The organism is Acuticoccus sp. I52.16.1 (genome assembly GCF_022865125.1).
Lineage (GTDB): Bacteria > Pseudomonadota > Alphaproteobacteria > Rhizobiales > Amorphaceae > Acuticoccus.
In genome coordinates this window covers 3,827,747-3,850,267 of record NZ_CP094828.1, presented here as the reverse complement: position 1 = coordinate 3,850,267, position 22,521 = coordinate 3,827,747, and the positions used below count along the sequence as shown (strand labels likewise).

Below are 22,521 nucleotides of genomic sequence, written 5' to 3'. Positions count from 1 at the left end.
GGCCGACCACCCCCTCAGGCCGCGTCGTGGGAGCGCTCCTCCAGCACCTCCTGGTGGACGGTCACCTTCACGCGCTTGATGCGCCTGAGGTCCGCCTCCAGCACCTCGAACTCCACGCCCGGCAGCTGCTCCGAGGTGACGATCTCGCCCCGTACCGGCACCCGGCCGAGCAGCGCGAAGACGATGCCGCCCAGCGTGTCGACGTCCTCGAAGAGGTCTTCAGCCTCGGGGAAGGTGATTCCGGCCTCCTCCTGGAAATCGTCGATGTCGAGGCGCGCGTCGGCGATCCATGCGCCGTCCTCGGCCTGGATCACGGTCGGCTCGTCGGGCCAGTCGTACTCGTCCTCGATGTCGCCGACGACCGTCTCGATGAGGTCCTCCAGCGACACCAGGCCGTCCGTCCCGCCGTACTCGTCGACGACGAGGGCGAGCTGGGTCCGGTTGGCCTGCATGCGCACCATCAGGTCCATCGCCGGCATCGACGGCGGGACGAACAGGATCGGCCGCAGGATGTCCATCTCGCTCAGCGGGCGGGACAGGTCCACGCTGCCGAGGCGGATGGCATCCTCGTCCATCGCCTCCTCGGCGACGCGGATCATCACGTCCTTGGCATGGACGAAGCCGACCGGATCGTCGAGCGTCTCGCGATAGACCGGCAGGCGCGAGTGGCCCGCCTCACGGAAGGTCTTCATGAGGTCGCCGAGGCTGATCGTCTCGGGCACGGAGTCGATGTCGGCGCGCGGGATCATCACGTCGAGGATCCGCACGTCGCGCAAGGACAGGATGTTTTGCAAGAGGCGCCGTTCCTCGGCGCTGAAGATCGCGTCTTCGCCGGCGGCGTCCTCGATCAGCGCCTGGGCGAGATTCTCGCGAAGGCCCTCGCTCGCGCGAAGGCCGAAGGCCGTCAGGAGGCGGTCGAACCAGCGCTCCTCGGGCTCACGGTGGTTTGCGGCGACCGGACCGTTGGGTCCGGCCGCGCGGGGACTATCAGCGTCGGCCATGGTCCTCTCGGCGCAAAAAGGCGCCCCTTCAACTCCCCTCATAGGGATCGGCGATGCCGAGCCCTGCCAAAATATTCACTTCCACGCGCTCCATCTCCTCCCGCTCGTCCTCGGTCATGTGGTCGAACCCGAGGAGGTGCAGCATGCCGTGCAGCGTCAGATGGGTAGTGTGGTCGGTCACCGAAATCCCCCGCTCCTTCGATTCCTGCTCGCAGCGGTCGAAAGAGAGGGCGATGCCGCCCAAAAACCACGTCTGCCCCGCCGCCGGCTCCTCCCCCGAGGGGAAGGCCAGCACGTTGGTCGGCGCGTCCTTGTCGCGAAAGCGGCTGTTGAGATCGCGCAAGGCCGCATCGTCGGCGAAAAGGACGTCGCAATTGACATTATGACCCGGCGCGCTGCCCGAGGCTGCGATGGCGGTGAGCACCATGTCGGTGATCGCGACAGGGTCCTGGGCGGACCAACGCAGATCCTCCACCCGGATGTTGGCTTGGAACGAGGCTGGACCGGCGGTCGCATCCTCTTCGAGCGCAGCGCTCACGTGTCATCCTGTTGCGCGGTTTCCTGATCATACGCCGCGACGATACGGGCGACAAGCTCATGACGAACCACGTCTTCCGCCCGGAAGCGCACGTGGCCGATGCCCTCCACCCCGTGCAGCACCCGCGTCGCCTCGTGCAGTCCGGACGCCACCCCGCGCGGCAGGTCCACCTGCGACGGATCGCCGGTGACGATCATGCGCGAGCCCTCGCCCAGTCGCGTGAGGAACATCTTCATCTGCATGGTCGTGGTGTTCTGCGCCTCGTCGAGGATCGCGGCGGCGTGGGCCAAGGTGCGGCCGCGCATGAAGGCGAGCGGCGCCACCTCGATGATGCCCTGTTGAAGGCCGCGCTCGACCTTGTCGGCCGGCATCATCTCGTAGAGGGCGTCGTAGAGCGGGCGCAGGTAGGGGTCGACCTTCTCCTTCATGTCGCCCGGCAGGAAGCCGAGCCGTTCGCCCGCCTCCACCGCGGGGCGCGACAGGATGATCCGCTCCACCAGCCCCCGCTCCAGGAGCTGCGCCGCGTAGGCGACGGCGAGGAAGGTCTTGCCCGTGCCGGCCGGGCCGACGCCGAAGACCAGCTCGTTAGCCTCCATCGCGCGAATATAGGCGTTCTGCGTCGGCGAGCGGGCCTCGACGGTCTTCTTGCGGGTCGAGATCGAGCCGACCGACTTCGGATGGTCGATCGACGGGAAGGAGAGCTGCCGGTCCTTGGCGCGGGCCATCCGCACGGCACCGTCGACGTCCGCGATCCGGATGTCGTGCCCCTTCTTCAATCGCGAATAGAGGTGCTGCAACGCGATCCGGGCTTGCGCGCACGCCTCTTCGGTACCCTGGATCGAGACCTCGTTGCCGCGGGCGGCGGTGGTCACGTCGAGCTTGTTCTCCAGCACCGCGAGGTGCTGGTCGAACTGGCCGAAGAGGTCGGAGGCGAGCCGGTTGTCGTCGAAGGCGAGTGTGACGGTTTCCACCTCCGCTGGCATCGTCAAGCCGCCGCACTCCTGCCTGCCGGCACCTCGCCGAACAGCGAGTTGCCCTCCGCGCTGGTGATGGACACGTCGACGATCTCGCCGATGCCGCCGGCGGAGGCCGCCACGTGGACCGGCTGGAGATAGGGTGAGCGGCCCACCAGCTGATCGCTCCGCCGGCCGGGCTTCTCGATGAGGACCGGCACCGTACGACCGACGATCGACTGGTTGAACGCCTTCTGCTGCGCCGTCAGCAGCGCCTGTAGGCGTTGCAGCCGCTCGCTGGCGACATCCGCGGGGACCTGGTCCTCGCGGCCGGCCGCCGGCGTCCCCGGCCGCGGCGAATATTTGAAGGAATAGGCGGAGGCATAGGTCACGTCGCGCACCAGGGTCATGGTCGCCTCGAAATCCTCGTCGCGTTCACCGGGGAAGCCGACGATGAAGTCGCCCGAGAGGGCGAGGTCGGGCCGGGCGGCGCGGATGCGGCCGATCAGCTCGACGTATGCCTCTGCGGTATGCTTGCGATTCATCGCCTTCAAGATCCGATCCGATCCCGCCTGCACCGGCAAGTGCAAGTATGGCATCAGCTTCGGCTCATCGCGATGCGCGGCGATGAGATCTTCACCCATATCGTTCGGGTGGCTGGTGGTGAAGCGGATCCGCGCCAACCCGCCCAGCTGCGACAGACGGCCGACGAGGTCCGCCAGCGAGGCCGTCCCGCCCCGCCCGTCGGCGCCGTGGTAGGCGTTGACGTTCTGCCCCAGCAGCGTGATCTCGCGCACGCCGGCGTCGACGAGCTGGGCCGCCTCGTCCATCACGTCGGCGACCGGGCGCGAGACTTCCGCGCCGCGCGTGTAGGGCACCACGCAGAAGGCGCAGAACTTGTCGCACCCTTCCTGCACGGTGAGGAAGGCAGTCACACCGCGCGCGGTGACGGCGCGGCGCTGCGGCTTGGCGAGGTGCTCGAACTTGTCCTCGTCGAGTTCGGTGGCGACCGGTTTGGCGCCCGCCCCCGCCTTGGCGATGAGGTCCGGCAGGTGGTGATAGGCCTGCGGGCCGACGACGAAGTCGACCCGCGGCTGGCGGCGGATGATCTCCTCGCCCTCGGCCTGGGCGACACAGCCGGCGACGCCGATCATCGTCGGCGCGCCCGAGGCACCGACCGCACCCTTGAGGCGCCCCAGCTCGGAGTAGACCTTCTCGGCCGCCTTCTCGCGGATGTGGCAGGTGTTGAGGAGGACGAGGTCGGCGCCTTCCGCCTCCTCCACGACGGCATAGCCCGCCGCACGCAACTGGTCGGCCATGCGCGTCGCATCGTAGACGTTCATCTGGCAGCCGTAGCTCTTGATGAAAGCGCGCTTTTCCATCGTTGTCCTAGCGGGACCTGTCATCCCTTAATGTGGTTCCTCGACGGCTTCGCTCTCGCCGAGCCGTCCCGCCGTCGCTTCGCCGACCATACGCCGCACGGTCTCCTCGACGCGCTTCGTCATCGCCTTGCGCTCGGCCCCCCCGTTGAAGGGAACCGCCTCGCCGAAGGCGACGTGCACGTCGATCACGCCGTGGCGCAGCACCCACCACAGGTGCGAGGCCATTTCCATGTCGCCGTACCACGCGACCTGGGTCTTATAAAACCGCCCGATCGGCAGCCCGTCGAGATGGGTGTAGTTGATCGCCAGCGGCTGGACCGTGGCGCTCCCCTTCGCGGCCTCGATCGCCTTCGCCGCGCCGCCCACCAGGGAGGACTTGAACGGCAGGACGTGCGTGCCGTTGGAGCTCGTCCCCTCGGCGAAGAGAACCATCACGTCGCCGCCCGTCATCCGCTCAGCGATCTCGCCGGCGACGGCGCCGGTCTTGGCCCGACGCTCGCGTTCGACGAAGACCGTGCGCTGCAGCTTGGCCAGGGTGCCGAATATGGGCCACCCCGCCACCTCGGACTTGGCGATGTAGCTCAGCGGCATCAGCGAGCCGATGACGGTGATGTCGAGCCAGGAGACGTGGTTCGCGGTGATCAGCAGCGGCCGCGCCGGCGAGGGCGCGCCGTGGACGTGGACGCGGATGCCCATCAGCCGGATCGCGGCGCGATGCCACCACCACGGCAGCGTCCGCATCGCCTTCTTCCACCCGAACGCCTTCGCCACGAGCTGGCAAGGGATCAGCACGAGCGAGGTGAGGACGAGGCCGAGGATCACGAAAATCGCACGGATCAGCGACACGAGGCGGACGCTCCTAAGGGTAGTCCCGCGAACTCGGGCTGCTTGAAGGTGAGACGCATGGTCAGCGCCTTCTGCCGGGCGCCGCCGGCCGACCCATAATAGTCCGGCCGCTCGCCGACCACCGAAAATCCGGCGCCGGCATAGAGATTGACCGCCGCGGCGTTGCTGGGGTCGACCTCGAGGAAGACGGCGGTCACCCGCTCGGCATAGAGGTGACGCAGCGCCGCGTTCAACAGCAGCCGTCCCACGCCGGAACGGCGCTGCCGGCGCGCCACCGCCATGGTGAGGATCTCCCCCTCGTCGGCCGCCTGGCGCACGGTGATGAAACCGATCGGCCGGCGGCTGGAGGTCGCGCCGACGCGGCGGGCGACGAAGGTCGTGACGCCCGGTCCTTCGTTCAGCGAGGCCTGCTCGTCCGCCGACCAGGGGGCGATGAACGAGGCGGCATGTATCTCTTCCAGCGTGTCGTAGTCGGACGGGCGCACGGTATCGACCGCACGCGGGACCGAGAACAACCCCATGATCACTGACTGCGAACCCTCACCCTCATCGGCGCAGTTGGCCACAATGTTCACGCCCGCGCCAGGATTTTGTGCATCTGTGGCCGGGCATCGACCGGCGCCAGGTAGAGCGGCGTCGGCTCGCGGCCCGCGCTGTCGCCGGCGGCGAGCGCGGCGACCGCGGCGAGGTCGATCCGCTCGATCACTTCGCCTTCGCCGAGGGCGGCGACCGCCTCCGCCGGGCCGACGATGCGCGCGCCCACGTCCTTGGCGAGATCCAGCGCTTCGTCCACCGCCATGCGCTTCATGGTGATCGGCCCCTCGACCGAGAGGAGACCGAAGACCGCGCCGTGACGCGCGTCGATCGCCGCCAGGACCGAGCCGCCGGCCCGGTGCGCGAGCGCCTCCAGCGTCGTCACGCCGACGGCCGGGATGCCGCGCGCGAACGCGACCCCCTTGGCGTAGGCGACCCCGACCCGGACCCCCGTGAACGACCCCGGCCCGACGGTGACGGCGACGCGCACGACATCCTCGAAACCGGCGTCGGTGGCGGCGAGCACGGTGGCGACATGGTCGACGATCGCCTCCGCGTCGCCTTGGGAGGGACCGCCGGCCGCTGCGGCGATTCTGCCGTCAGCATCGACCAGGGCGGCCTGGCAGTGCGCCAGCGCGGTGTCGATGGCGAGCGTGAAGGTCACGCGACGGGACGGACCTCGCGCACTTCCGGAACGAAGTGCTTCAGGAGGTTCTGGATGCCCATCTGCAGCGTCATCGTCGACGAGGGGCAACCCGCGCATGCGCCGCGCATCGCCAGCGAGACGATCCCGTCGCGGTAGGAGCGGAAGATGATGTCGCCACCGTCGCCGGCGACGGCGGGGCGCACACGCTCGTCGAGGATCTCCTTGATCATCGCGACGGTGCCGGCGTCCTCTTCGAGGTAGTCTTCCTCGCCGTCGGCCGTCGCCTCGGCGCTCGCGCCGTCCTCCAGCACCGGATCGCCGGAGAGATAGTGCTCCATGATGGCGCCCAGCACGGCCGGCTTCAGGTGCGGCCAGGGCGTGGCGTCCTTGGAGACGGAGATGAAGTCGGAGCCCAGGAAGACCCCCGTCACCCCGTCGACCGCGAAGAGGCGGCGGGCGAGCGGGGAGCCCGCGGCCCCGTCGGCGTCGGTATAGTCGACGACGCCTTCGTCCATCACCGGCTTGCCCGGCAGGAACTTGAGCGTCTCCGGGTTGGGCGTCGCTTCGGTCTGTATAAACATCGCATTCTCCCCAGGCGGTTCAAAGCCGCCGCGAAGTGTTCCAATGAGACATAGGCGAGCCGCCGCCCGGCCACAACGCCACTTGGCTCGGAACACGTGCCACACCACGTGTAAGATGCGGCCCCGATCGTCCCACGTGCCGCCAAGGAGAGCCGCGATGAGCAATCCCGCGCCGGGCTTCCAGTCCCGCCCCGACCACGAGATCCTCCTCGACACCGGGCCGGACACGGTCTCCGTCACGCTGAACGGCACACCCGTCGCCATGACGAGCACCGCCGTCGTCCTGCGCGAGGACGGCTACCCGGTTCGCGCCTACGTCCCCAAGGGCGACATCATGGCGACCCTGGTGCCGACCGCGAAGACCACGCACTGCCCGTTCAAGGGCGACACCGTCTATTTCGACGTCGAGGCCGGGGGCGAGCGGCTGGAGAACGCCGCCTGGGCCTACGACCACCCGTACGACGAGATGACGGCCCTCGCCGGCCACGTCGCCTTCGACGATCGCTTCACCGTCACCATCGGCTGATCAGGGAAGCACCACGTCGACCCACACGAGGTGGTGGTCGGACGCCGCGGCGAGGCGCGCCAGCGGGTCGCCCGCGCCCGGCCGGAAGACGCCGGCGCCGGTCACCCGCAGCGGCGCCATCGGCTGCACGTAGTCGACCCGCATGCCGCCGTTGAAGGCGGCCGTGTCGGGCCCGGCGCTCCCAAGCGGCAGGACGGCGACGGCGTCGGGGTGGCCGAGGAGGCGTGCGATCGCCCCCGGACGTGCCTCGCCGCGGACCGGATCGGCGTTGAGGTCGCCCATCACGACCGCGGGCGTTCCGGGCGCCAGTCCTCCGGCGCGGCCTTCGTCGTCGACGGCGTAGCCGCTCGTTTCGACCGACAGGAGGTCGACGAGGAGGCGGATCTCGTCGGCGTTGCGGCGGCCGTTCCAGTCGACCGCGGGATCGTCGAACACCGGCGGCGTCGGATGCGCGGCGAGGACGACGACGGTCCCTCCGGACGTCATCACCTCGACCATCAAGTGCGTCTTGGACGACAGCGGCAGCACCGCGAGCGCCTCGGCCGAGTAGTGGCCCGGCGGCAGCGCCGCGTCCGGCATGTCGCGCCACAGGAACCGCGCGAAGGTGCGCGTCGCGCCCAGCGGCAGCCGCGACAGGAGCGCGAACGCATACTGCCCCGGATGATGGCCGTAGCCCAGCGCGTCGTTCGGCCCGCCCACGCGGCCGTCGCCGTCGATATCCACTCCGGAGGGGACCCCGGTGTTGCTGGGCGGGAAAACGGTATGCTCGTACCGGATGGGAGCGGCGCCGCCCTGCCCTTCGGCCAGCAACGCCGCGAACAGGGCCAGGGAACGCTCCTGCGGGTCGCGGTCCAGCTCCTGGAGGAGGAGGACGTCCGGCCGCACGCGCTGAATCACTTCGGCGACCAGGCGCGCCCGCGCCTCTCCCGCCTCCAGCCGCGCGACGACGCCGCCGGGCGCATCGTCGTTCAGCGCCGCATTGAAGGTCGCGAAGCGGATGGCACCGGCGGCCTTGGGGGGCGCGCCGTCCTGCGCCGCCGCGGTCGCCACGTTCATCACCAGTGCCGGCAGAAGCCACCGCATCGCCGATCCCTTCCGGCGAACGCTCTCACTCGCCGACGACGGAGAGATGACGCTTGCGGTCGAACACCTTGAGGACGGCGTCGAGGTCGTGGCCACGCTTGAGGATGATCCCCTGACCGGAGACCACCGCCCACATGCCTTGGCGCTTGGAGAGCTTGGGGGTCTTGGTGACGCGGTACATCGGCACCTCGCCCATGCGCCGGAAGATGGAGAAGACGGCCTGCTCCTTGCCGAAGTCCATGGCATAGTCGCGCCACTCGCCGGCGGCGACCATGCGGCCGTAGACCCTCAGGATCTGCGACAACTCGGTCCGGTGGAAGGCCACCATCGGTGGAACCGGGCTTCGTGCGGGCGATTGTGCCGGGCCTTGAGCCTGCGCCCGAGACTGGGCTTGTGCCTGACGCGCGGGCCGCAGCTCCACGATCCGACTATCCTCTCCCTCCGCCATCGGCGACCTCCAGAACGGTTAGCCGACAAACCCTCGCGCGTTCATCGGCTTGGCGCAATCCTCTTGATTGGGCTCCTCGGTGGGCGCATGTGTCCCACCTGTGCGAACCTTTCAACGTTGATCCATGACGAGCCAAACCGAGACGAGCCCAACCGAAACCCGCGCCTTCGAAGCTGATGTCGCCCGCCTGCTCCATCTCATGGTGCATTCGGTCTATTCCAGCCCCGACGTCTTCTTGCGCGAGCTGATCTCCAACGCCGCCGACGCCTGCGAAAAGCTGCGGCAGATGGCCTTGACCGACGCCAGCCTCACCGGCGGCGACACGCTCGCCATCGAGATCACGCCGGACAAGGACGCCGCCCGCCTGATCATCGCCGACAACGGCGTCGGCATGACGCGCGAGGAGCTGATCGAGAACCTCGGCACCATGGCCCGCTCCGGCACGGAGAAGTTCCGCAAGGCCCTCGAGGAGAAGGACAGCGCCGAGGCCGAGAGCGGCAAGGCGCTGATCGGCCAGTTCGGCGTCGGCTTCTACTCGGCCTTCATGGTGGCGAGCGAGGTGACGGTCACCTCCCGCGCGGCCGGCGGCGGCGAGGCCTGGCGCTGGACGTCGGACGGGTCGGGCGAATTCACGGTCGCGCCCGCCGAGGACGCGCCGGCGCGCGGCACCAGCGTCGAGCTGACCCTGCGCGAAGACCACAAGGACTACGCCGACGAGGCGACGATCGAGCGCCTGGTGCGCCACCACTCCGCCCACGTCCCGGTGCCGATCAAGATCCGCACCACGGGCGAGGACGGCGCCGAGACGCGCGAGCTGGTCGACGGGACGGCGCTGTGGGCCAAGCCCAAGTCCGAGATCACGGCCGAGGAATATACCGACTTCTACCGCTTCACCGCCGGCGCGTTCGACGAGCCGGCGCTCACCGTGCACGCCCGCGTCGAAGGCCGGCAGGAATACACCTGCCTCCTGTTCGTCCCGTCGATGCAGCCGTTCGACCTCTTCGACCCGGACCGCAAGGGCCGGCTGAAGCTCTACGTGCGCCGCGTCTTCATCACCGACGACGCCGACCTCGTGCCGCCGTACCTGCGCTTCGTGCGCGGCCTCGTCGACTCGGAGGATCTGCCGCTCAATCTCAGCCGTGAGATGCTGCAGACCAACCCGATGCTGACGCAGATGAAGAGCGCGCTGACCCGCCGCCTTCTGACCGAGATGAAGAAACTCGCCGACACCGAGCCAGAGACCTACGCCAAGGTCTGGGACGCGTTCGGCGCGGTGATGAAGGAAGGCCTCTACGAGGACGCCGAGCGGCGCGACGAGCTCTTCGCGCTCGCCCGCTTCCGCACCACCACGCAGCCGGACGGCGGGCGCAAGCTCGCCGACTACGTGGCGGACATGAAGGAGAACCAGACGGCGATCTACTATGCCGTCGGCGACAGCTTCGATCGGCTGACCGCCTCGCCGCACCTCGAGGGCTTCAAGGCCCGCGGGATCGAGGTTCTGCTCCTCGCCGACCCGGTGGACGCCTTCTGGGTGCGCACCGCGCTCGGGTTCGACGGCAAGCCGTTCAAGTCGGTCACGCAAGGCTCGGCCGACCTCGACCAGATCCCGCTGACCGACCAGCGCCATGTTCCCGACGAGGCCAAGGCAAGCGACATCGCCACGCTCTCGGCGCTCATCAAGCAGACGCTGGGCGAGCGGGTGAGCGAGGTGAAGACCTCGACCCGCCTCGCCACCAGCCCCGCCTGCCTTGTGGCGAGCGACATGGGCTACGACCGGCAGCTGGAAAAGATCGTCGGCCGCCAGGGTCAGGGCCTCGGCGCCAAGCCGATCCTGGAGCTGAACCCCTCGCACCCGCTGATCAAGACGCTGTCGGCGCGGGCGGCGACCGGCGGCGCGGCCGACGTCGTCGGCGACACGGCGTGGCTCCTGTTCGGCGCGGCGCAGATCATGGACGGCGAGAGCCCGACCGATTCGGCGGAGTTCACCGACAAGCTGGTCACGGCGATGGCCGCCTTGGTGCGCAGCCCCGCCCCGACGGACCACGCCGACAGTATCTCGACCGAAGGCAGCGAAGGCGGCGAGAGCGACGCGGGCTGACATCCGGCGCCGGCCGCCCGGGCCGCCCCACCCCGCCGCCGTCACGGCGGCGCACCGCGCGGCACCCGCGAGCGGCGCCGCGCCCCGAAGAAGCCAGCCCGCGGCGCGCGCGCCGCCACTCCGCCAGGACGCCATGCCGTTTTCCGTCGACACCTTCCTCGCCCTGGCGGCCTTCGCGATGGCGACCACCTGGTCGCCGGGGCCCAACAACTTCATGCTGGCCGCCTCGGGCGCCACCTTCGGCTACTGGCGCACCCTGCCGCACATCCTCGGGGTCGCCATCGGCTTCCCGTTCATGCTCTTCATCGTCACCCTCGGTCTGGGCGAGATCTTCCGCACGCAGCCGACGGTGCGCGAGGTTGTCTCGTGGGGCGGACTGTGCGTGATGCTCTACCTCGCGGTGCGCATCGCGCTGCAAACCCCGAAGGACGGCGACGACGCCTCCCGGCCGCTGAGCTTCCTCGGCGCCTCGGCCTTCCAGTGGGTGAATCCCAAGGCGTGGGTGATGTCGATCGGCGTCGCCGCGACGTTCGCGTCCGGCACGTCGCCCACGCTGGGGGCGGCGCTGATCGCGGGCGTCTTCATTCTGGTGGGCCTCACGTCGGCCAACGCGTGGGCGGCGGCGGGCGCCGCGCTGCAGCGGCTCCTGGGCCGCGGCCGGCGGCTGCGGATTTTCAACGTGACGATGGGCATCCTGCTGGCGGTCTCGGCCCTATGGATGGTATTCGACCGCTGATGCTTGCCGCCGCGCAAGAAACAGAGCATCTGGCCCCGATGACCGTCCCCCAATCCCCGTTCGACCGCCTGCGCCGCATCCTCGGCGAGACCCCGCCCGGTGCCGACCCGGTCGACTTCTCCGTCGGTGGCCCCAAGCACGCCCCGCCGGACTTCATCGGCGAGATCATCGCGGCAGAGACCGCGGCCTTCCGTCCCTACCCGCCGATCGCCGGCAACGCCAACTTCCAGCGCGCGGTGCACGGCTGGATCGACCGGCGCTACGAGCTGGACGGCTGGTTCGACACGGCGGGCGCACTGCTGCCGCTGGCCGGCAGCCGCGAGGGGCTCGTCCTGTCGCTGGTGACGGCGCGCGACTGGCTCGCCAAGCCACGCCCCACGGTGCTCTACGCCAACCCCTACTATCAGGCCTACTTGAGCGCCGCGCACGTGATCGGCGCCGAGGCGACGGCGATGCGCACGCCCGCCGGCCCCTCCCCGCTGCCCGACTTCGCCGCCGTCCCGGAGGCGGTGCTGGACCGCGCGATCGCCTATTATTTCGGCTCGCCGTCCAACCCTGTCGGCTCGGTGGCGAGCGCGGCCGACTGGCACACCCTGTTCGACCGGGCCGAGCGGCACGACTTCTTCCTCTTCGCCGACGAGTGCTACTCGGAGATCTACCGCGAGGCACACGGCGCCCCGGTGGGTGCCCTCGAGGTGGCCAGGGAGCGACCCGAGATCCTGAAGCGGCTGATCGTCCTCAACTCGCTCTCCAAGCGCTCCAACGTGCCGGGGATGCGGGTGGGCTTCGTCGCCGGCGCACCGGACGTGATCGAGGCGATGAAAAGCCTGCGCAACCAGATCGCGCCACAGGTCCCGCTCCCGCTCCAGGACGCCGCGGCCGCCGCCTACGACGACGAGGCGCACGTCATCGAAAACCGCCGCCTCTACGACGAGAAGTTCGCCGCCGCGGAGGAGATCCTCGGCCCACTCTTCGACGGCGCGGTGACGCCGGCCGGCGGCTTCTGCCTGTGGCTTGCGGTAGGCGACGACGTCGCCGTCACCGAGGCGCTGTGGCGCGAGAAGGGCGTGAAGGTCATCCCCGGCAGCCTGCTCGCCAGCGGCGAGGGGGCGGACAATCCGGGCGCCGGCCACATCCGCCTCGCCCTCGTCGCCCCCTACGAGGAGACCCGCGAGGGGCTGACGCGCGTCGCCGCCCTCCTCGCCCCCCAAGCGGCCCCGAAACGCGCCGTCACCGCGCGCTGACACGGCAAACACCCGGCCATTCGCCCGGCTCGGAGGTCTGCGGCGGGGTCAGGTCCCCGCCCGGACCCACGCGCAGCGCACCGCGCGAGCATGGGGAGGACGGGGACTTGACGCCGCCGCGGACCTCCACCCACGCTCGATCGGCCGCTCAGCTCAGCTGTCCGCCGCTTCGGCGGACGACTGAGCTGAACGGCTGGCCGTCGCCGAGACGGAGGGAGCGCGAGGGGGGAACCCCCTCGCAGCGGCGGTTCCGCGTCGCACCGCGGGTGCGATCGGGTCAGACGATCGCGTCGATCTCGTCTTCCTTGAGGCCGCCCGGAACGATGGTGATGGGGACGGGATAGCCGCCGGCCTGGCCGCCGGCGATGGCGCTGACGAGCGGCCCCGGCCCTTCCGAGCCCTGGGCGGCGGCGAGCACCAGCACCATGATCGACGGGTCCTCCGAGATCGCCTGGCGGATCCCCTCGATCCGGTTGGCGATGATGACCTTGCGCTCGGGCTCCAAAGGCAGCTTGGGCGCCATCTTGGCGAGGACGCGGTCGAGCATCTCCTCGGCCTCTTCTTCGGCTTCCTCGCGCATCAGATTCTCGACGCCCAGCCAGTGCTGGAACTCCGAGGTGGCGGCGATGCACAGGGCGACGACCGAAGCGTTGGTCTTCGCCGCGCGCTTGCAGGCGTAGAGGATCGCCAGCTCACACTCGGCCGTATCGTCGACGATGACGAGGAATTTGCGCGAACTCACCGGCCGGACCGACGCCCCGATTCACCGATCACCGGCTGGTAGTCGATCTCGAAGAGATCCTTGTCGACGTCGACTCCGGTGGACACGTTGTAGATGGAGACGCTGGTCTCCTGCCCCTTGCCGTCGACCACGTTCCACTGCTTCAGCTCCTTGCTCTGCGAATCGAAGAGCAGCGTCAGCGCGCCTTCGCCGAAGGCGGTGTCCTCCTCGATGCGCACCGAGATGAGGTCGGGCGCGACCTCGACGTCGGTCACCTTGGCGTCGGCGGTGAGGTCGATCGTGTTGTCGAGCAGGAAGCGCAGGGGAGTCTTGGACAGCGGCCAGATGTCCTGCGTGTTGCGGCGACGGTCACGCACGGCGACGGAGGTGCCGTCGGCGATGATGTCCAGCGTGGAGGGTCGGTCGTAGAAGAAGCGGACCTTGCCGGGGCGGGAGATCGCGAAGCGGCCCTGGGTGCGGGACCCGTCGGGCCCGAACTGGACGAACTCGCCGCGCATCGTGTCGATAGCGTTGAAGTACTGATTGATTTCGACCAGCGCCGTGTCGGTCGCCTCCTGCGCGACGGCGGGTGCGCTCGCCATGACGATTGCGGCGACGGCGGCAGCGGCTGCCCGGCGGGCGGAACGAGGGAACGCGATCATGGGATCCTCCGACGATTGCGCGGGCACTCTCGGCCTCGCGCAAAGTACACGGCCTATGAATGACCACACCTCGCTTGGCCGCTCAAGGGCGAGAGCGAGGTGGCGCACACTGATAGGCACCCTCACAAACAATGGGGCCAGCCGCATCTGGGCCCGCCCCTCCTTCGGCGCAAGCGCCCTGCGGTCGTTCGGACCGCGCCGTGCGCGCGCAGGTCGTCGACGAATGGCCGCGGGGGCCTGCACCGCGACGACGCGCGTCAGGCCGCCTCGCCCTCGGCCGGCACGAGGATGTCGCGCTTGCCGGCGTTGTTGGCGGGGCTGACGACGCCCTCTTTCTCCATCCGCTCGATCAGCGTCGCGGCACGGTTGTAGCCGATCGACAGGCGGCGCTGGATGTAGCTGGTGGACGCCTTGCGGTCGCGCAGGACGAGCGCGACGGCACGGTCGTAGAGATCGTCCGACTCCGACATCGCGTCGAGGCCCGAGGCGGCACCGCCCCCGGCGCCCTCCTCTTCCTCTTCGTCGTCCTCCAGAACGGAGTGCAGGTACTCGGGCGCGCCCTGGGAGCGCAGGTGGGCGACGACGTCCTCCACCTCCTCGTCCGACACGAACGGGCCGTGGACGCGCTGGATGCGCCCGCCGGAGGCCATGTAGAGCATGTCGCCCATGCCCAGCAGCTGCTCGGCCCCCATCTCGCCCAGGATGGTGCGCGAATCGATCTTCGACGTCACCGCGAAGGAGATGCGGGTGGGGAAGTTGGCCTTGATGGTACCGGTGATGACGTCGACCGAGGGGCGCTGCGTCGCCATGATGAGGTGGATGCCGGCGGCACGCGCCATCTGGGCGAGGCGCTGGATCGCGCCTTCGATTTCCTTGCCGGCGACCAGCATCAGGTCGGCCATCTCGTCGACGATGACGACGATGAAGGGCATCGGATCGAGGTCGAGCACCTCCTCCTCGAAGATCGCCTCGCCGGTGCGCTTGTCGAACCCGGTCTGGACCAGGCGCGACAGCGGCTCGCCCTGGCGCTGGCTCTCCTTGAGGCGCTGGTTGTAGCCGTCGATGTTGCGCACGCCGAGCTTGGCCATCTTGCGATAGCGGTCTTCCATCTCCCGCACCGCCCACCGCAGCGCCGAGACCGCCTTCTTCGGGTCCGTCACCACCGGCGTCAGCAGGTGGGGGATACCGTCGTAGACCGAAAGTTCCAGCATCTTCGGGTCGATCAGGATGATGCGGCAATGCTCCGGCTTGTGATGGTAGAGGAGCGAGAGGATCATCGTGTTGATCGAGACCGACTTGCCCGAGCCGGTGGTGCCGGCGACCAGGAGGTGCGGCATGCGGGCGAGGTCGGCGATGACCGCCTCGCCGCCGATGGTCTTGCCGAGGCACATCGGCAGCTTCTGCTTGGTGCGCTCGAAGTCTTCCGACGCGAGCAGCTCGCGCAGGTACACCGTCACGCGCCGCGAGTTGGGCAGCTCGATGCCGATGGCGTTCTTGCCGGGGATCACCGCGACGCGGGCGGAGACGGCCGACATCGAGCGGGCGATGTCGTCGGCGAGGCCGATGACGCGGCTCGACTTGATGCCGGGCGCCGGCTCCAGCTCGTAGAGGGTGACGACCGGGCCGGGACGCACGTTGATGATCGCGCCCTTGACGCCGAAGTCGGCGAGCACGCCCTCCAGGACGCGGGCGTTGGCCTCGAGCGCATCCTCGGTCAGCTCGCGGTCGCCGCGGTCGGCGGGGGCGGAGGTGAGGAGGGCCAGCGGCGGGAACTCGTACTCCGACGGGGTGAGGAAGCTCGGCTGCGCTTCGCGCACGATGCGCCGGCCGGGCTTCATCGCGCCGGCGGCGGGGATGACGCGGCTGCCGGAGGCGTCGTACATGGCGCCGTCTTCGCTGTCGCCGTCCTCGGCCTCGTCGTCGTAGTCGGCGTCGTCTTCCCAGCCGGCCTCGGCATCGTCATAGCCGTCCGGCGCGGCGTAGCGGGGCTCGTCGCGGCGGGCGGCCGGCGCGGCCGCGGTGGCCGCCGGCACGTCGTGCTCCTCGGCCGCGTCTTCCTCGTCGTAGTCGTCCTCGCCGAACTCGTCGTCGAACTCGTCCGCCTCGGCATAGGCGGTCGCGGGCGCCGGGGCGGCGGGCTCGTCCTCGCCGTCGTCGTAGTCGTCCTCGTAGCCGGCGGCGTCGTCGTCCTCGTAACCGGCGTCGTCGTCCTCGAGGGCGGCGTCGGCAATCCCGTCGACGCCGGCGATGTCCTCGTAGTCGGCGGCGAGCTCGGCCTCCTCGACTTCGGCGAGGGGCGCGTCCTCGGGCCCCGCCTCGAAGCCGAGGGGCGGCTGCGCGGCATCTTCGTCCCATGCGCCGTCATCGGCGACGATCTTCTCGTCCAGCGCGGCGCGCTCGCGGGCGGCGGCCTCGCGCGGGGGCACGGCGGCGGTGGCGGTGGCCGGGGCGGGCGCGGTGCCGGGTGCGGCGGGGAGCTGCTGCAGGCGGGCGGCGGGACCGCGCAGCGGGCGCGCGAAAGCCATCGCTCCGGCAGCCGCGGCGGCGGCAGCGGCAGCGGCGTCGGCACGGCGCCCCGGTTCGGCGGTCCGCTCGGCCGAGGCCGGGCGACGGCCCCGCTCGGCGCGCTGGGCGGCCTCCGCGGCCCGGCGGCTCGGGCGCGGCTGGCGGACCGGCGCGGGCTCGGCGCGCTGGCGCGGCGCGGGCGCCTCCGGCTCGTCGTCGAGGTCGAACGGCAGTTCGCCCTCGACAAAGCCCGGCGCGGGCGGGACCTGGCGCGCGTTCTCGCGGCGCGGACGCTCGGCGCGGCGCGGGCGATAGACGTCCTGGTCCGCCTCGGCCTCCGGCGCCCCTTCGAGCGCGGCGCGAAGCGCGTTGGTCGGCGCCGGGGCGCGCTTGGCGGACGGCTTGCGGCGGCGCGCCTTCGGTCCCATCAGCCGGGCCCGCAACATCATCACCGAGTGCGCCATCGCGCCGTACAGTTCGGCGAGGCGCGACGAGGCGTCGCTCTCATAGGCGTCGGTGTCGTCGAGGCCGTACTCGTCCGGCTCCATGCGGCTGCGGCGAATGGTGAAGCCGAGGTCGGCCGGCCGCTCGCGGCGCCGCACCGGAGTGATCGCCGAGACCAGCGCGACCGCCGCCAGCAGGCCGGTGACGCCGCCGATGAACCCCAAGACTGCGCCGGAGCCGATGCCGCAGATGTCCGCCCAGACGAAGTGATGCACGCTGCCCACGACGCCGCCGAGGCCGAGCGGCAAGGGCCAGCTCTCGGTGACGGGGAAGACGTTGACGAAACCCGGTGCCAGGAACAGCGCGGCGAGGCCGGCGCCCAGGCGCCCCGGCGTCCACCCCACCGGCCGGCCCGAGACGAGGCGCAGGCCCCAGAGCGGCAACGGCAGGATGAGGAGCGGCGCGGCGACACCGAAGAGCTGCATCACGGGATCGGCGAAGGCGGCGCCGAAGGAGCCCATCGCGTTGACGACCGGCGCGTCGGTGGCATGGGTGAAGCTGGGATCCGAGACCGTCCAGGTCGCCAGCGCGATCGACAGGATCACGGACAGCGCCAGGAAGGCGAGCCCCGACACGGTGGCCATCGCCCGGCGGGCGAACAGCACCGAAGGATCGTCGAGGATTTGCTCCAAAGCTCTCAAACGCATCACGCTCACGGCACGCCTCATCGGTTTCTGGCGACGTGGCTGTGGCGTTCGGTTCGGTCACGGTGGCCTTGATCGGACGGCCAGCCCCGTCACCCGTTTTTGTGACCGGGCTGCGTTAAGGGGGCGTAACCGGAAGCGCGCGACTTGCACCTTCCGCGGAGCCGCGAAGCGCCCGCAGTCGATTTCCGCCGCACTCGGGCAAGAATGTCACGCCACCGCGGCGAGGGAAATTACGCCATCTAAATCAACGAGATGACGCCAGAGCCAGCGCGCCCGACCCTCGCATTCATGCCCGCGCAGGCGGCCCCTTCTATGCGGTTCGGGGCCGTCGCCGGACCAACACGGCGGGCACAATATTTTTACCACCGAGGTGCTCGCCTCAGCGGCGCAGGCGCGAGACGGCGCCGACGGCGCGCAGGGCCGTGTTGCGAGCGAGGATCGCCGGCCTGCCGGTTGACGCCAGCGCGCGATAGGCGCGGTCGGTCAAGCGTACGGTGCGCTGGGCCTGGGCCAGCCGCTCGGCGCGGTAGGGGGCGAGGTCGCGGTCCTCGACGGCCTGGGCGAAGGCGAAGGCGTCGGCGATGCCGAGGTTCATCCCCCGCCCGCCGACAGGCGAGTGGACATGCGCCGCATCGCCCCCCAGGCACACGCGCCCGCGCCCCATCACCTCCGCGACGCGCAGGTCGACATGGAAGGTCCCCTCGCGCAGGACGCGGTGCACGGGCATCAGCCGGCGCGTCATCTCCAGAACGTCGGGGTGATTGGCGATGAGGCGGTGCCGCCCCTCGCCGATGGTGACGATGACGCCGATCTCGCCCACGTCGGAGAGCACCGCGCAGGCCTGGTCGGGCCAGGGGAACTCGCAGTGGGCGTCGGCGACGCTCCAGGTGCCGGGGAGCGTGCGCCCCGGAAAGTCGATGTTGAGGAGGCGGCGGACGGCGGAGTGCGACCCGTCGGCGCCGAACGCATAGTCGGCGCGGATGGTGCGCGTTTCCCCGGTCTCGCGCTGGGTGATCTCGACCTCGACGCCGTCGGGCGACTGGGCGATCGCGGTGGTCTCGTGCCGCCAGAGGATGGTGACGCCGTTGCGGGCCACCACCTCGTGGAGGACGCGCTCGGTCTCGCTTTGCGGCAGGGCGACGAGGGTCGGCCAGCGCCTGTCCTGGCCAGGGACCTTGATCCGGGCGATGGTGTCCTCCCCGGCGACGATGCGCGCGGAGCGGACCACCTCGGCGCGGGCGAGGATGCCCGCGGTCGCCCCGCAGTGGGACAGCAGCGACAGCGAGTTGCGGTTGACGCCGACGGCGCGCGCCTCCTCGGTGATGCCGCTCTCACGATCGGCGACGGTGACCTCGTAGCCGCGCACGGCGAGCGCGATCGCCGCCGACATGCCGACCGGCCCGGCTCCCGAAACGAAGATGTGCATGCCGTCCCCCCATGCCGCGTCTTTGCCGACGCGAGGGCCATGACACCCGGCGTCTCCCCCGCCAAGCCCCCTCGTGCGCGGGGCTTGCACCGGCCTTGCGACAAGGCGGCCGACGCCGGGCGAATGTGCGGCGCCGCGCTCGGGTTCCCGCGAGGCCGTACCGGCGCGGTGCGGCCGGGCCCCCCTCCCCCGCCGCGACCGGCGCGCCGATCGGGCCCTGGTGAGGGCGAAGACGCGGGCCGGGCCGGGCAAGTCGCCTGCGTGCGGCGCATGCAGCACCGGCATCGCCCCGGCCGCACCGCCGGCGGCACCACCGGTTGTCGAACGGGACGCCGTCGACGGTCGGGGGTGGCGGACGCCCGGACGGGGGTGGCGGGAGCCCGTGGCGTCAGTCCAGCGGGCCGGCCACCTTGGCGTTGAAGCCGTGCACGATGCGTGCCCCGCCGAAGGGGATGAGGCGCACGGTGCGCGCCTGCCCAGGCTCGAACCGGGTGGCGGAGCCGGCGGGGATGTCGAGCCGGAAGCCGCGCGTGGCCTCGCGGTCGAACGTCAGCGCGCCGTTGGCTTCGTAGAAGTGGTAGTGCGAGCCGATCTGGATCGGGCGGCCGCCGGTGTTGGCGACGGCGACCTCGATCGCCTCGGCACCGGCGTTGAGCTCGATGTCGCCCTCGGCGGCGATGATCTCGCCGGGGATCATGCCGCGCCCCGCAGCGCCAGGCACTCCGGCTTCTCGCCCAGGACGCGCCGGGTGGAGGCGGGGTGTTTGGCGAGCATGTGCGGCGGGCGGATCGGCCGGGCGACGAACGCGCCGCCGCAATTGGGGCACCGGCCGCCGAGCGGACCGTCCACGCAATCGGCGCAGAAGGTGCACTCGTAGGTGCAGATGCGGGCATCGGGCGAGGACGGCGGCAGATCGCGGTCGCAGCACTCGCAGTTGGGCTTCAGCTCCAGCATGGCCTCACCGGATCGGGTTGTGGACGGAGACGAGCTTGGTTCCGTCAGGGAAGGTCGCCTCGACCTGCACGTGGTCGATCATCTCGGCGATGCCTTCCATCACGGCGTCCCTGGTGATCACGGTCGCACCGGCTTCCATCAGGTCGGCGACGGAGCGGCCGTCGCGCGCCCCTTCCATGATGAAGTCGGAGATGAGGGCGATCGCCTCGGGATAGTTGAGCTTGACGCCACGGTCGCGCCGGCGGCGCGCCACGTCGGCAGCAACGGAAATGAGGAGCTTGTCCTTCTCCCGAGGCGAAAGGTTCATGCGGCCGTCCTACGATCGGGCGGGCAGAGCCCGCTACAGCTGCCATGCGCGCGGCAGCGGCGCGCCGGACAGCGCAACCACCGCCCGGCCGAGCGCATCCTGCAAACTTGTGTGCCCCGGCGCAAGAACCCGCACCACCGTCAAGATGCCGATATTGCTGGCACCCCATCGCACTGAGCTGCCCGCCAGCGCGGCACGGGCGACGGCGGCCGCCCCCTCGCCGAGCGACGGCTCGCCGGCCTCCTCGTCGGCCGGCGGCGGGACGGGCCCCGTCGGACCGATGTGCAGCACCAGGCCGACGCCGCGCGCCCCCGCCAGCGCCGCAGGGCCGGCGGCGCGCGCCAGGGTACCGGCGTCGAGCCCGAACGCGTCGACGAACGTGAGGCGGCCGTCGACGCGCAACTCGACCCGGTCGACGACGTCCGCCGCGGCGACGCACTCGCCCATCGCCTCGCGCCCCAGCACGAGGCCCTCGCAGAAGGTGAGGCCGGCGCCGGACGCGACGTCGATCCGGGTGTGGCGGCGCAGGCGCGCACCGTCGAACAGGATCGTCGGCTGCGGCAGGTGGCGCAGCGACGCGCCGGCGGCGACGGCGACGGCCTGCTCCACCCGCGCCGGCGCCTCCTCGCAGCGGTAGACCCGCTCGCAGGCGAGGGTCGACATGGTGAGCCGATGCGCCTCGGCGGTCATCGCGGTGCGGAAGCGGTCGCCGCTGGCGAGGCCGCCGGAGGTGTTGAGCACCATCGCCTCGATGTTGGCCGCGTCGCGCCCCCCGCCGCCGCGCGGAAATCGCAGCTTGGCCGAGCCCGCCGCCCGCGTGGTGCCGAGCGCGGCGGCGCCGCCCGCATCGACCACCCGCACGACCGCCTCCCCCGTGCTGCGTTGGAAGCGCTCGGGCGTGACGGCCGGCGAGGCGTCCCGATCCGGGATCGCCGCGTCGGCAGGGTCGAGGTGGGGCAAGGGCCGGCTCCCGCTTGGCATCGCGAACGCGGCCTTCAATGGCGGCCGCGGCGGCATTTGTCGATGCCGGGGCCGCGCCGGGCCTGCGGGGCGGCCGGGAGGCGGCCTACTGGGCGGCGGCCGCGGCGGGGAGGTCGGCCAGCACTTCGGCGGCGAGGCGGGTGGAGGTGAGGCGCGCCTCGTGGTCGTGGATGGCGGAGACGACGAAGATCTCGTCCGGCTCGTAGCGCGCCTGGATGGCGGCGAGAGCCCGGCGCACGGTCGCCGGTGCGCCGACGGCGACGACGCGCTGCATCCCCTCCACCATCGGCATCAGATTGGGGCTGATGACCGCCGAGAGATCCGCGACCGGACGCGGCAGCGGGCCGGGGCGGCCGGAGCGCAGGTTGGCGATGGCCTGCATCTGCGAGGAGCGCAGGAAGTGGGCCTCCTCGTCGCTCGCGGCGGCGTAGACGTTGACGGCCATCGCGAAACGCGGCGCGGCGAGCCGGTCCGAGGGGCGGAAGTTGCGGCGGTAGACCGCGATCGCGTCCTCCAGCATGTTCGGCGCGAAATGCGAGGCGAAGGCGTAGGGAAGCCCGAGAATCGCCGCCAGCTCCGCTCCGAAGGTGGACGAGCCGAGCATCCAGATGGGGACGTGCGTCCCGGCGCCGGGAATGGCGGCGACGCGGGTCTCGCCCGGCCGCGAATCGAGGAAGGCGATCAACTCGGCGACGTCCTGGGGGAACTGGTCGGCGGCATCGGCGTAGCGGCGCAGCGCGCGGGCGGTGGCCTGATCGGTGCCCGGCGCGCGACCGAGGCCGAGGTCGATGCGGCCGGGGTAGAGCGTCTCCAGCGTGCCGAACTGCTCGGCCACCATCAACGGCGCGTGGTTCGGCAGCATGATACCGCCGGAGCCGACGCGAATAGTCTCGGTATGGGCCGCGAGGTGGCCGATGAGGACGGCGGTCGCGGAAGAGGCGATGCCGGGCATGTTGTGATGCTCGGCGACCCAGAAGCGGGTATAGCCCCAGCGTTCGGCATGCTGGGCGAGGTCGGTGGAGCGGCCGAGAGCGTCCGCGGCGGTCCCGCCTTCGGGGATCGGCGAAAGGTCGAGGATGTTGTAGGTGACCATGGGGCCTGTCCTTTGGTGCAAGGCGGGGCGCACCGCCCCGCGGCAGCCCTCGGACACCCGAATATGTGCCCTAGCACCGATCCGGACAACCCGCCCCGGCGCCGC

23 protein-coding genes are annotated in these 22,521 nt (G+C 70.8%); 4 read left to right on the top strand and 19 right to left on the bottom strand.

Annotated elements, in window-relative coordinates:
* Window positions 1-14: 14 nt before the first annotated feature.
* From MRB58_RS17305 to MRB58_RS17270, 8 genes are read right to left on the bottom strand one after another with little or no spacing between them, the layout of a single operon-like run.
* Window positions 15-1,001 carry a hemolysin family protein gene (locus MRB58_RS17305; protein ID WP_244778349.1) on the bottom strand — a complete coding sequence of 329 codons (987 nt, stop codon included), beginning with the start codon at window positions 999-1,001 and terminating at the stop codon, window positions 15-17.
* A gap of 28 nt (window positions 1,002-1,029) precedes the next feature.
* Window positions 1,030-1,539: an rRNA maturation RNase YbeY gene (gene ybeY / locus MRB58_RS17300; RefSeq protein WP_244778348.1), complete on the bottom strand. Its 510-nt coding sequence runs from the start codon at window positions 1,537-1,539 to the stop codon at window positions 1,030-1,032.
* Window positions 1,536-2,522, bottom strand: a complete 987-nt coding sequence (locus tag MRB58_RS17295; protein WP_244782029.1) for a PhoH family protein — start codon at window positions 2,520-2,522, stop codon at window positions 1,536-1,538. Before MRB58_RS17295 ends, ybeY begins: the two co-directional genes overlap by 4 nt.
* A gap of 2 nt (window positions 2,523-2,524) precedes the next feature.
* Complete coding sequence (gene miaB, locus MRB58_RS17290; protein ID WP_244778347.1) at window positions 2,525-3,874, bottom strand: tRNA (N6-isopentenyl adenosine(37)-C2)-methylthiotransferase MiaB; 1,350 nt, start codon at window positions 3,872-3,874, stop codon at window positions 2,525-2,527.
* A gap of 27 nt (window positions 3,875-3,901) precedes the next feature.
* Window positions 3,902-4,720: a 1-acyl-sn-glycerol-3-phosphate acyltransferase gene (locus MRB58_RS17285; RefSeq protein ID WP_244778346.1), complete on the bottom strand. Its 819-nt coding sequence runs from the start codon at window positions 4,718-4,720 to the stop codon at window positions 3,902-3,904.
* Window positions 4,711-5,241, bottom strand: coding sequence for a GNAT family N-acetyltransferase (locus tag MRB58_RS17280; RefSeq protein WP_244782028.1), 531 nt, complete (start codon window positions 5,239-5,241; stop codon window positions 4,711-4,713). Before MRB58_RS17280 ends, MRB58_RS17285 begins: the two co-directional genes overlap by 10 nt.
* 50 nt (window positions 5,242-5,291) lie before the next feature.
* Window positions 5,292-5,918 (bottom strand): tRNA (adenosine(37)-N6)-threonylcarbamoyltransferase complex dimerization subunit type 1 TsaB, encoded by a 627-nt coding sequence (gene tsaB / locus MRB58_RS17275; RefSeq protein ID WP_244778345.1) that lies wholly within the window; start codon window positions 5,916-5,918, stop codon window positions 5,292-5,294.
* On the bottom strand, window positions 5,915-6,481 hold the full coding sequence (locus MRB58_RS17270; protein ID WP_244778344.1) for a NifU family protein: 567 nt from the start codon (window positions 6,479-6,481) through the stop codon (window positions 5,915-5,917). The genes tsaB and MRB58_RS17270 overlap by 4 nt, the downstream gene beginning before the upstream one ends.
* 157 nt (window positions 6,482-6,638) lie before the next feature.
* On the opposite strand from MRB58_RS17270, the gene MRB58_RS17265 reads away from it, so the two are divergent.
* The gene (locus MRB58_RS17265) at window positions 6,639-7,007 is read left to right on the top strand and encodes a DUF427 domain-containing protein (protein ID WP_244778343.1); all 369 of its coding nucleotides are present in this window, start codon (window positions 6,639-6,641) and stop codon (window positions 7,005-7,007) included.
* On the opposite strand, the gene MRB58_RS17260 is transcribed toward MRB58_RS17265, so the two are convergent.
* A complete protein-coding gene (locus MRB58_RS17260) occupies window positions 7,008-8,090 on the bottom strand; it encodes an endonuclease/exonuclease/phosphatase family protein (RefSeq protein WP_244778342.1) in 1,083 nt (360 codons plus the stop codon).
* Window positions 8,091-8,115: 25 nt separating this feature from the next.
* Complete coding sequence (locus MRB58_RS17255) at window positions 8,116-8,418, bottom strand: DUF2794 domain-containing protein (protein WP_371747197.1); 303 nt, start codon at window positions 8,416-8,418, stop codon at window positions 8,116-8,118.
* Between the two features lie 244 nt (window positions 8,419-8,662).
* Between MRB58_RS17255 and htpG the strand changes: the two genes are divergently transcribed.
* The 3 genes from htpG to MRB58_RS17240 all read left to right on the top strand — a co-directional run bounded on the left by htpG (window position 8,663) and on the right by MRB58_RS17240 (window position 12,616).
* Window positions 8,663-10,636, top strand: coding sequence for a molecular chaperone HtpG (gene htpG / locus MRB58_RS17250; RefSeq protein WP_244778340.1), 1,974 nt, complete (start codon window positions 8,663-8,665; stop codon window positions 10,634-10,636).
* Window positions 10,637-10,769: 133 nt separating this feature from the next.
* Window positions 10,770-11,372 (top strand): LysE family translocator, encoded by a 603-nt coding sequence (locus tag MRB58_RS17245; protein ID WP_244778339.1) that lies wholly within the window; start codon window positions 10,770-10,772, stop codon window positions 11,370-11,372.
* A gap of 38 nt (window positions 11,373-11,410) precedes the next feature.
* The gene (locus MRB58_RS17240; RefSeq protein ID WP_244778338.1) at window positions 11,411-12,616 is read left to right on the top strand and encodes an aminotransferase class I/II-fold pyridoxal phosphate-dependent enzyme; all 1,206 of its coding nucleotides are present in this window, start codon (window positions 11,411-11,413) and stop codon (window positions 12,614-12,616) included.
* Between the two features lie 277 nt (window positions 12,617-12,893).
* Here MRB58_RS17240 and MRB58_RS17235 read toward each other — a convergent pair whose 3' ends face one another.
* From MRB58_RS17235 to MRB58_RS17195, 9 genes are all read right to left on the bottom strand, one after another.
* Window positions 12,894-13,358, bottom strand: coding sequence for a universal stress protein (locus MRB58_RS17235; RefSeq protein ID WP_244778337.1), 465 nt, complete (start codon window positions 13,356-13,358; stop codon window positions 12,894-12,896).
* The gene (locus MRB58_RS17230) at window positions 13,355-13,999 is read right to left on the bottom strand and encodes an outer-membrane lipoprotein carrier protein LolA (protein ID WP_244778336.1); all 645 of its coding nucleotides are present in this window, start codon (window positions 13,997-13,999) and stop codon (window positions 13,355-13,357) included. Before MRB58_RS17230 ends, MRB58_RS17235 begins: the two co-directional genes overlap by 4 nt.
* Before the next feature lie 257 nt (window positions 14,000-14,256).
* Complete coding sequence (locus MRB58_RS17225) at window positions 14,257-17,664, bottom strand: DNA translocase FtsK (RefSeq protein ID WP_244778335.1); 3,408 nt, start codon at window positions 17,662-17,664, stop codon at window positions 14,257-14,259.
* A 370-nt stretch (window positions 17,665-18,034) separates the two neighbouring features.
* The gene (locus MRB58_RS17220) at window positions 18,035-19,081 is read right to left on the bottom strand and encodes an NAD(P)/FAD-dependent oxidoreductase (protein WP_244778334.1); all 1,047 of its coding nucleotides are present in this window, start codon (window positions 19,079-19,081) and stop codon (window positions 18,035-18,037) included.
* 388 nt (window positions 19,082-19,469) lie between these two features.
* Complete coding sequence (locus MRB58_RS17215) at window positions 19,470-19,778, bottom strand: urease subunit beta (RefSeq protein ID WP_244782027.1); 309 nt, start codon at window positions 19,776-19,778, stop codon at window positions 19,470-19,472.
* On the bottom strand, window positions 19,775-20,035 hold the full coding sequence (locus MRB58_RS17210) for a DUF1272 domain-containing protein (RefSeq protein WP_244778333.1): 261 nt from the start codon (window positions 20,033-20,035) through the stop codon (window positions 19,775-19,777). Before MRB58_RS17210 ends, MRB58_RS17215 begins: the two co-directional genes overlap by 4 nt.
* A gap of 4 nt (window positions 20,036-20,039) precedes the next feature.
* On the bottom strand, window positions 20,040-20,342 hold the full coding sequence (locus MRB58_RS17205; protein ID WP_244778332.1) for an urease subunit gamma: 303 nt from the start codon (window positions 20,340-20,342) through the stop codon (window positions 20,040-20,042).
* Window positions 20,343-20,375: 33 nt separating this feature from the next.
* Window positions 20,376-21,302 (bottom strand): urease accessory protein UreD, encoded by a 927-nt coding sequence (locus MRB58_RS17200; RefSeq protein WP_244778331.1) that lies wholly within the window; start codon window positions 21,300-21,302, stop codon window positions 20,376-20,378.
* 106 nt (window positions 21,303-21,408) lie between these two features.
* Window positions 21,409-22,416 carry an LLM class flavin-dependent oxidoreductase gene (locus tag MRB58_RS17195; protein ID WP_244778330.1) on the bottom strand — a complete coding sequence of 336 codons (1,008 nt, stop codon included), beginning with the start codon at window positions 22,414-22,416 and terminating at the stop codon, window positions 21,409-21,411.
* Window positions 22,417-22,521: the final 105 nt, after the last annotated feature.

Bases quoted from the DNA above. Each gene is read 5' to 3' on its own strand.
- MRB58_RS17305 (WP_244778349.1), bottom strand. From the start codon at position 1,001: ATGGCCGACGCTGATAGTCCCCGCGCGGCCGGACCCAACGGTCCGGTC.
- MRB58_RS17295 (WP_244782029.1), bottom strand. From the start codon at position 2,522: ATGCCAGCGGAGGTGGAAACCGTCACACTCGCCTTCGACGACAACCGG.
- miaB (WP_244778347.1), bottom strand. From the start codon at position 3,874: ATGGAAAAGCGCGCTTTCATCAAGAGCTACGGCTGCCAGATGAACGTC.
- MRB58_RS17280 (WP_244782028.1), bottom strand. From the start codon at position 5,241: ATGGGGTTGTTCTCGGTCCCGCGTGCGGTCGATACCGTGCGCCCGTCC.
- MRB58_RS17270 (WP_244778344.1), bottom strand. From the start codon at position 6,481: ATGTTTATACAGACCGAAGCGACGCCCAACCCGGAGACGCTCAAGTTC.
- MRB58_RS17265 (WP_244778343.1), top strand. From the start codon at position 6,639: ATGAGCAATCCCGCGCCGGGCTTCCAGTCCCGCCCCGACCACGAGATC.
- MRB58_RS17260 (WP_244778342.1), bottom strand. From the start codon at position 8,090: ATGCGGTGGCTTCTGCCGGCACTGGTGATGAACGTGGCGACCGCGGCG.
- MRB58_RS17255 (WP_371747197.1), bottom strand. From the start codon at position 8,418: ATGGTGGCCTTCCACCGGACCGAGTTGTCGCAGATCCTGAGGGTCTAC.
- htpG (WP_244778340.1), top strand. From the start codon at position 8,663: ATGACGAGCCAAACCGAGACGAGCCCAACCGAAACCCGCGCCTTCGAA.
- MRB58_RS17245 (WP_244778339.1), top strand. From the start codon at position 10,770: ATGCCGTTTTCCGTCGACACCTTCCTCGCCCTGGCGGCCTTCGCGATG.
- MRB58_RS17240 (WP_244778338.1), top strand. From the start codon at position 11,411: ATGACCGTCCCCCAATCCCCGTTCGACCGCCTGCGCCGCATCCTCGGC.
- MRB58_RS17230 (WP_244778336.1), bottom strand. From the start codon at position 13,999: ATGATCGCGTTCCCTCGTTCCGCCCGCCGGGCAGCCGCTGCCGCCGTC.
- MRB58_RS17220 (WP_244778334.1), bottom strand. From the start codon at position 19,081: ATGCACATCTTCGTTTCGGGAGCCGGGCCGGTCGGCATGTCGGCGGCG.
- MRB58_RS17215 (WP_244782027.1), bottom strand. From the start codon at position 19,778: ATGATCCCCGGCGAGATCATCGCCGCCGAGGGCGACATCGAGCTCAAC.
- MRB58_RS17210 (WP_244778333.1), bottom strand. From the start codon at position 20,035: ATGCTGGAGCTGAAGCCCAACTGCGAGTGCTGCGACCGCGATCTGCCG.
- MRB58_RS17205 (WP_244778332.1), bottom strand. From the start codon at position 20,342: ATGAACCTTTCGCCTCGGGAGAAGGACAAGCTCCTCATTTCCGTTGCT.
- MRB58_RS17195 (WP_244778330.1), bottom strand. From the start codon at position 22,416: ATGGTCACCTACAACATCCTCGACCTTTCGCCGATCCCCGAAGGCGGG.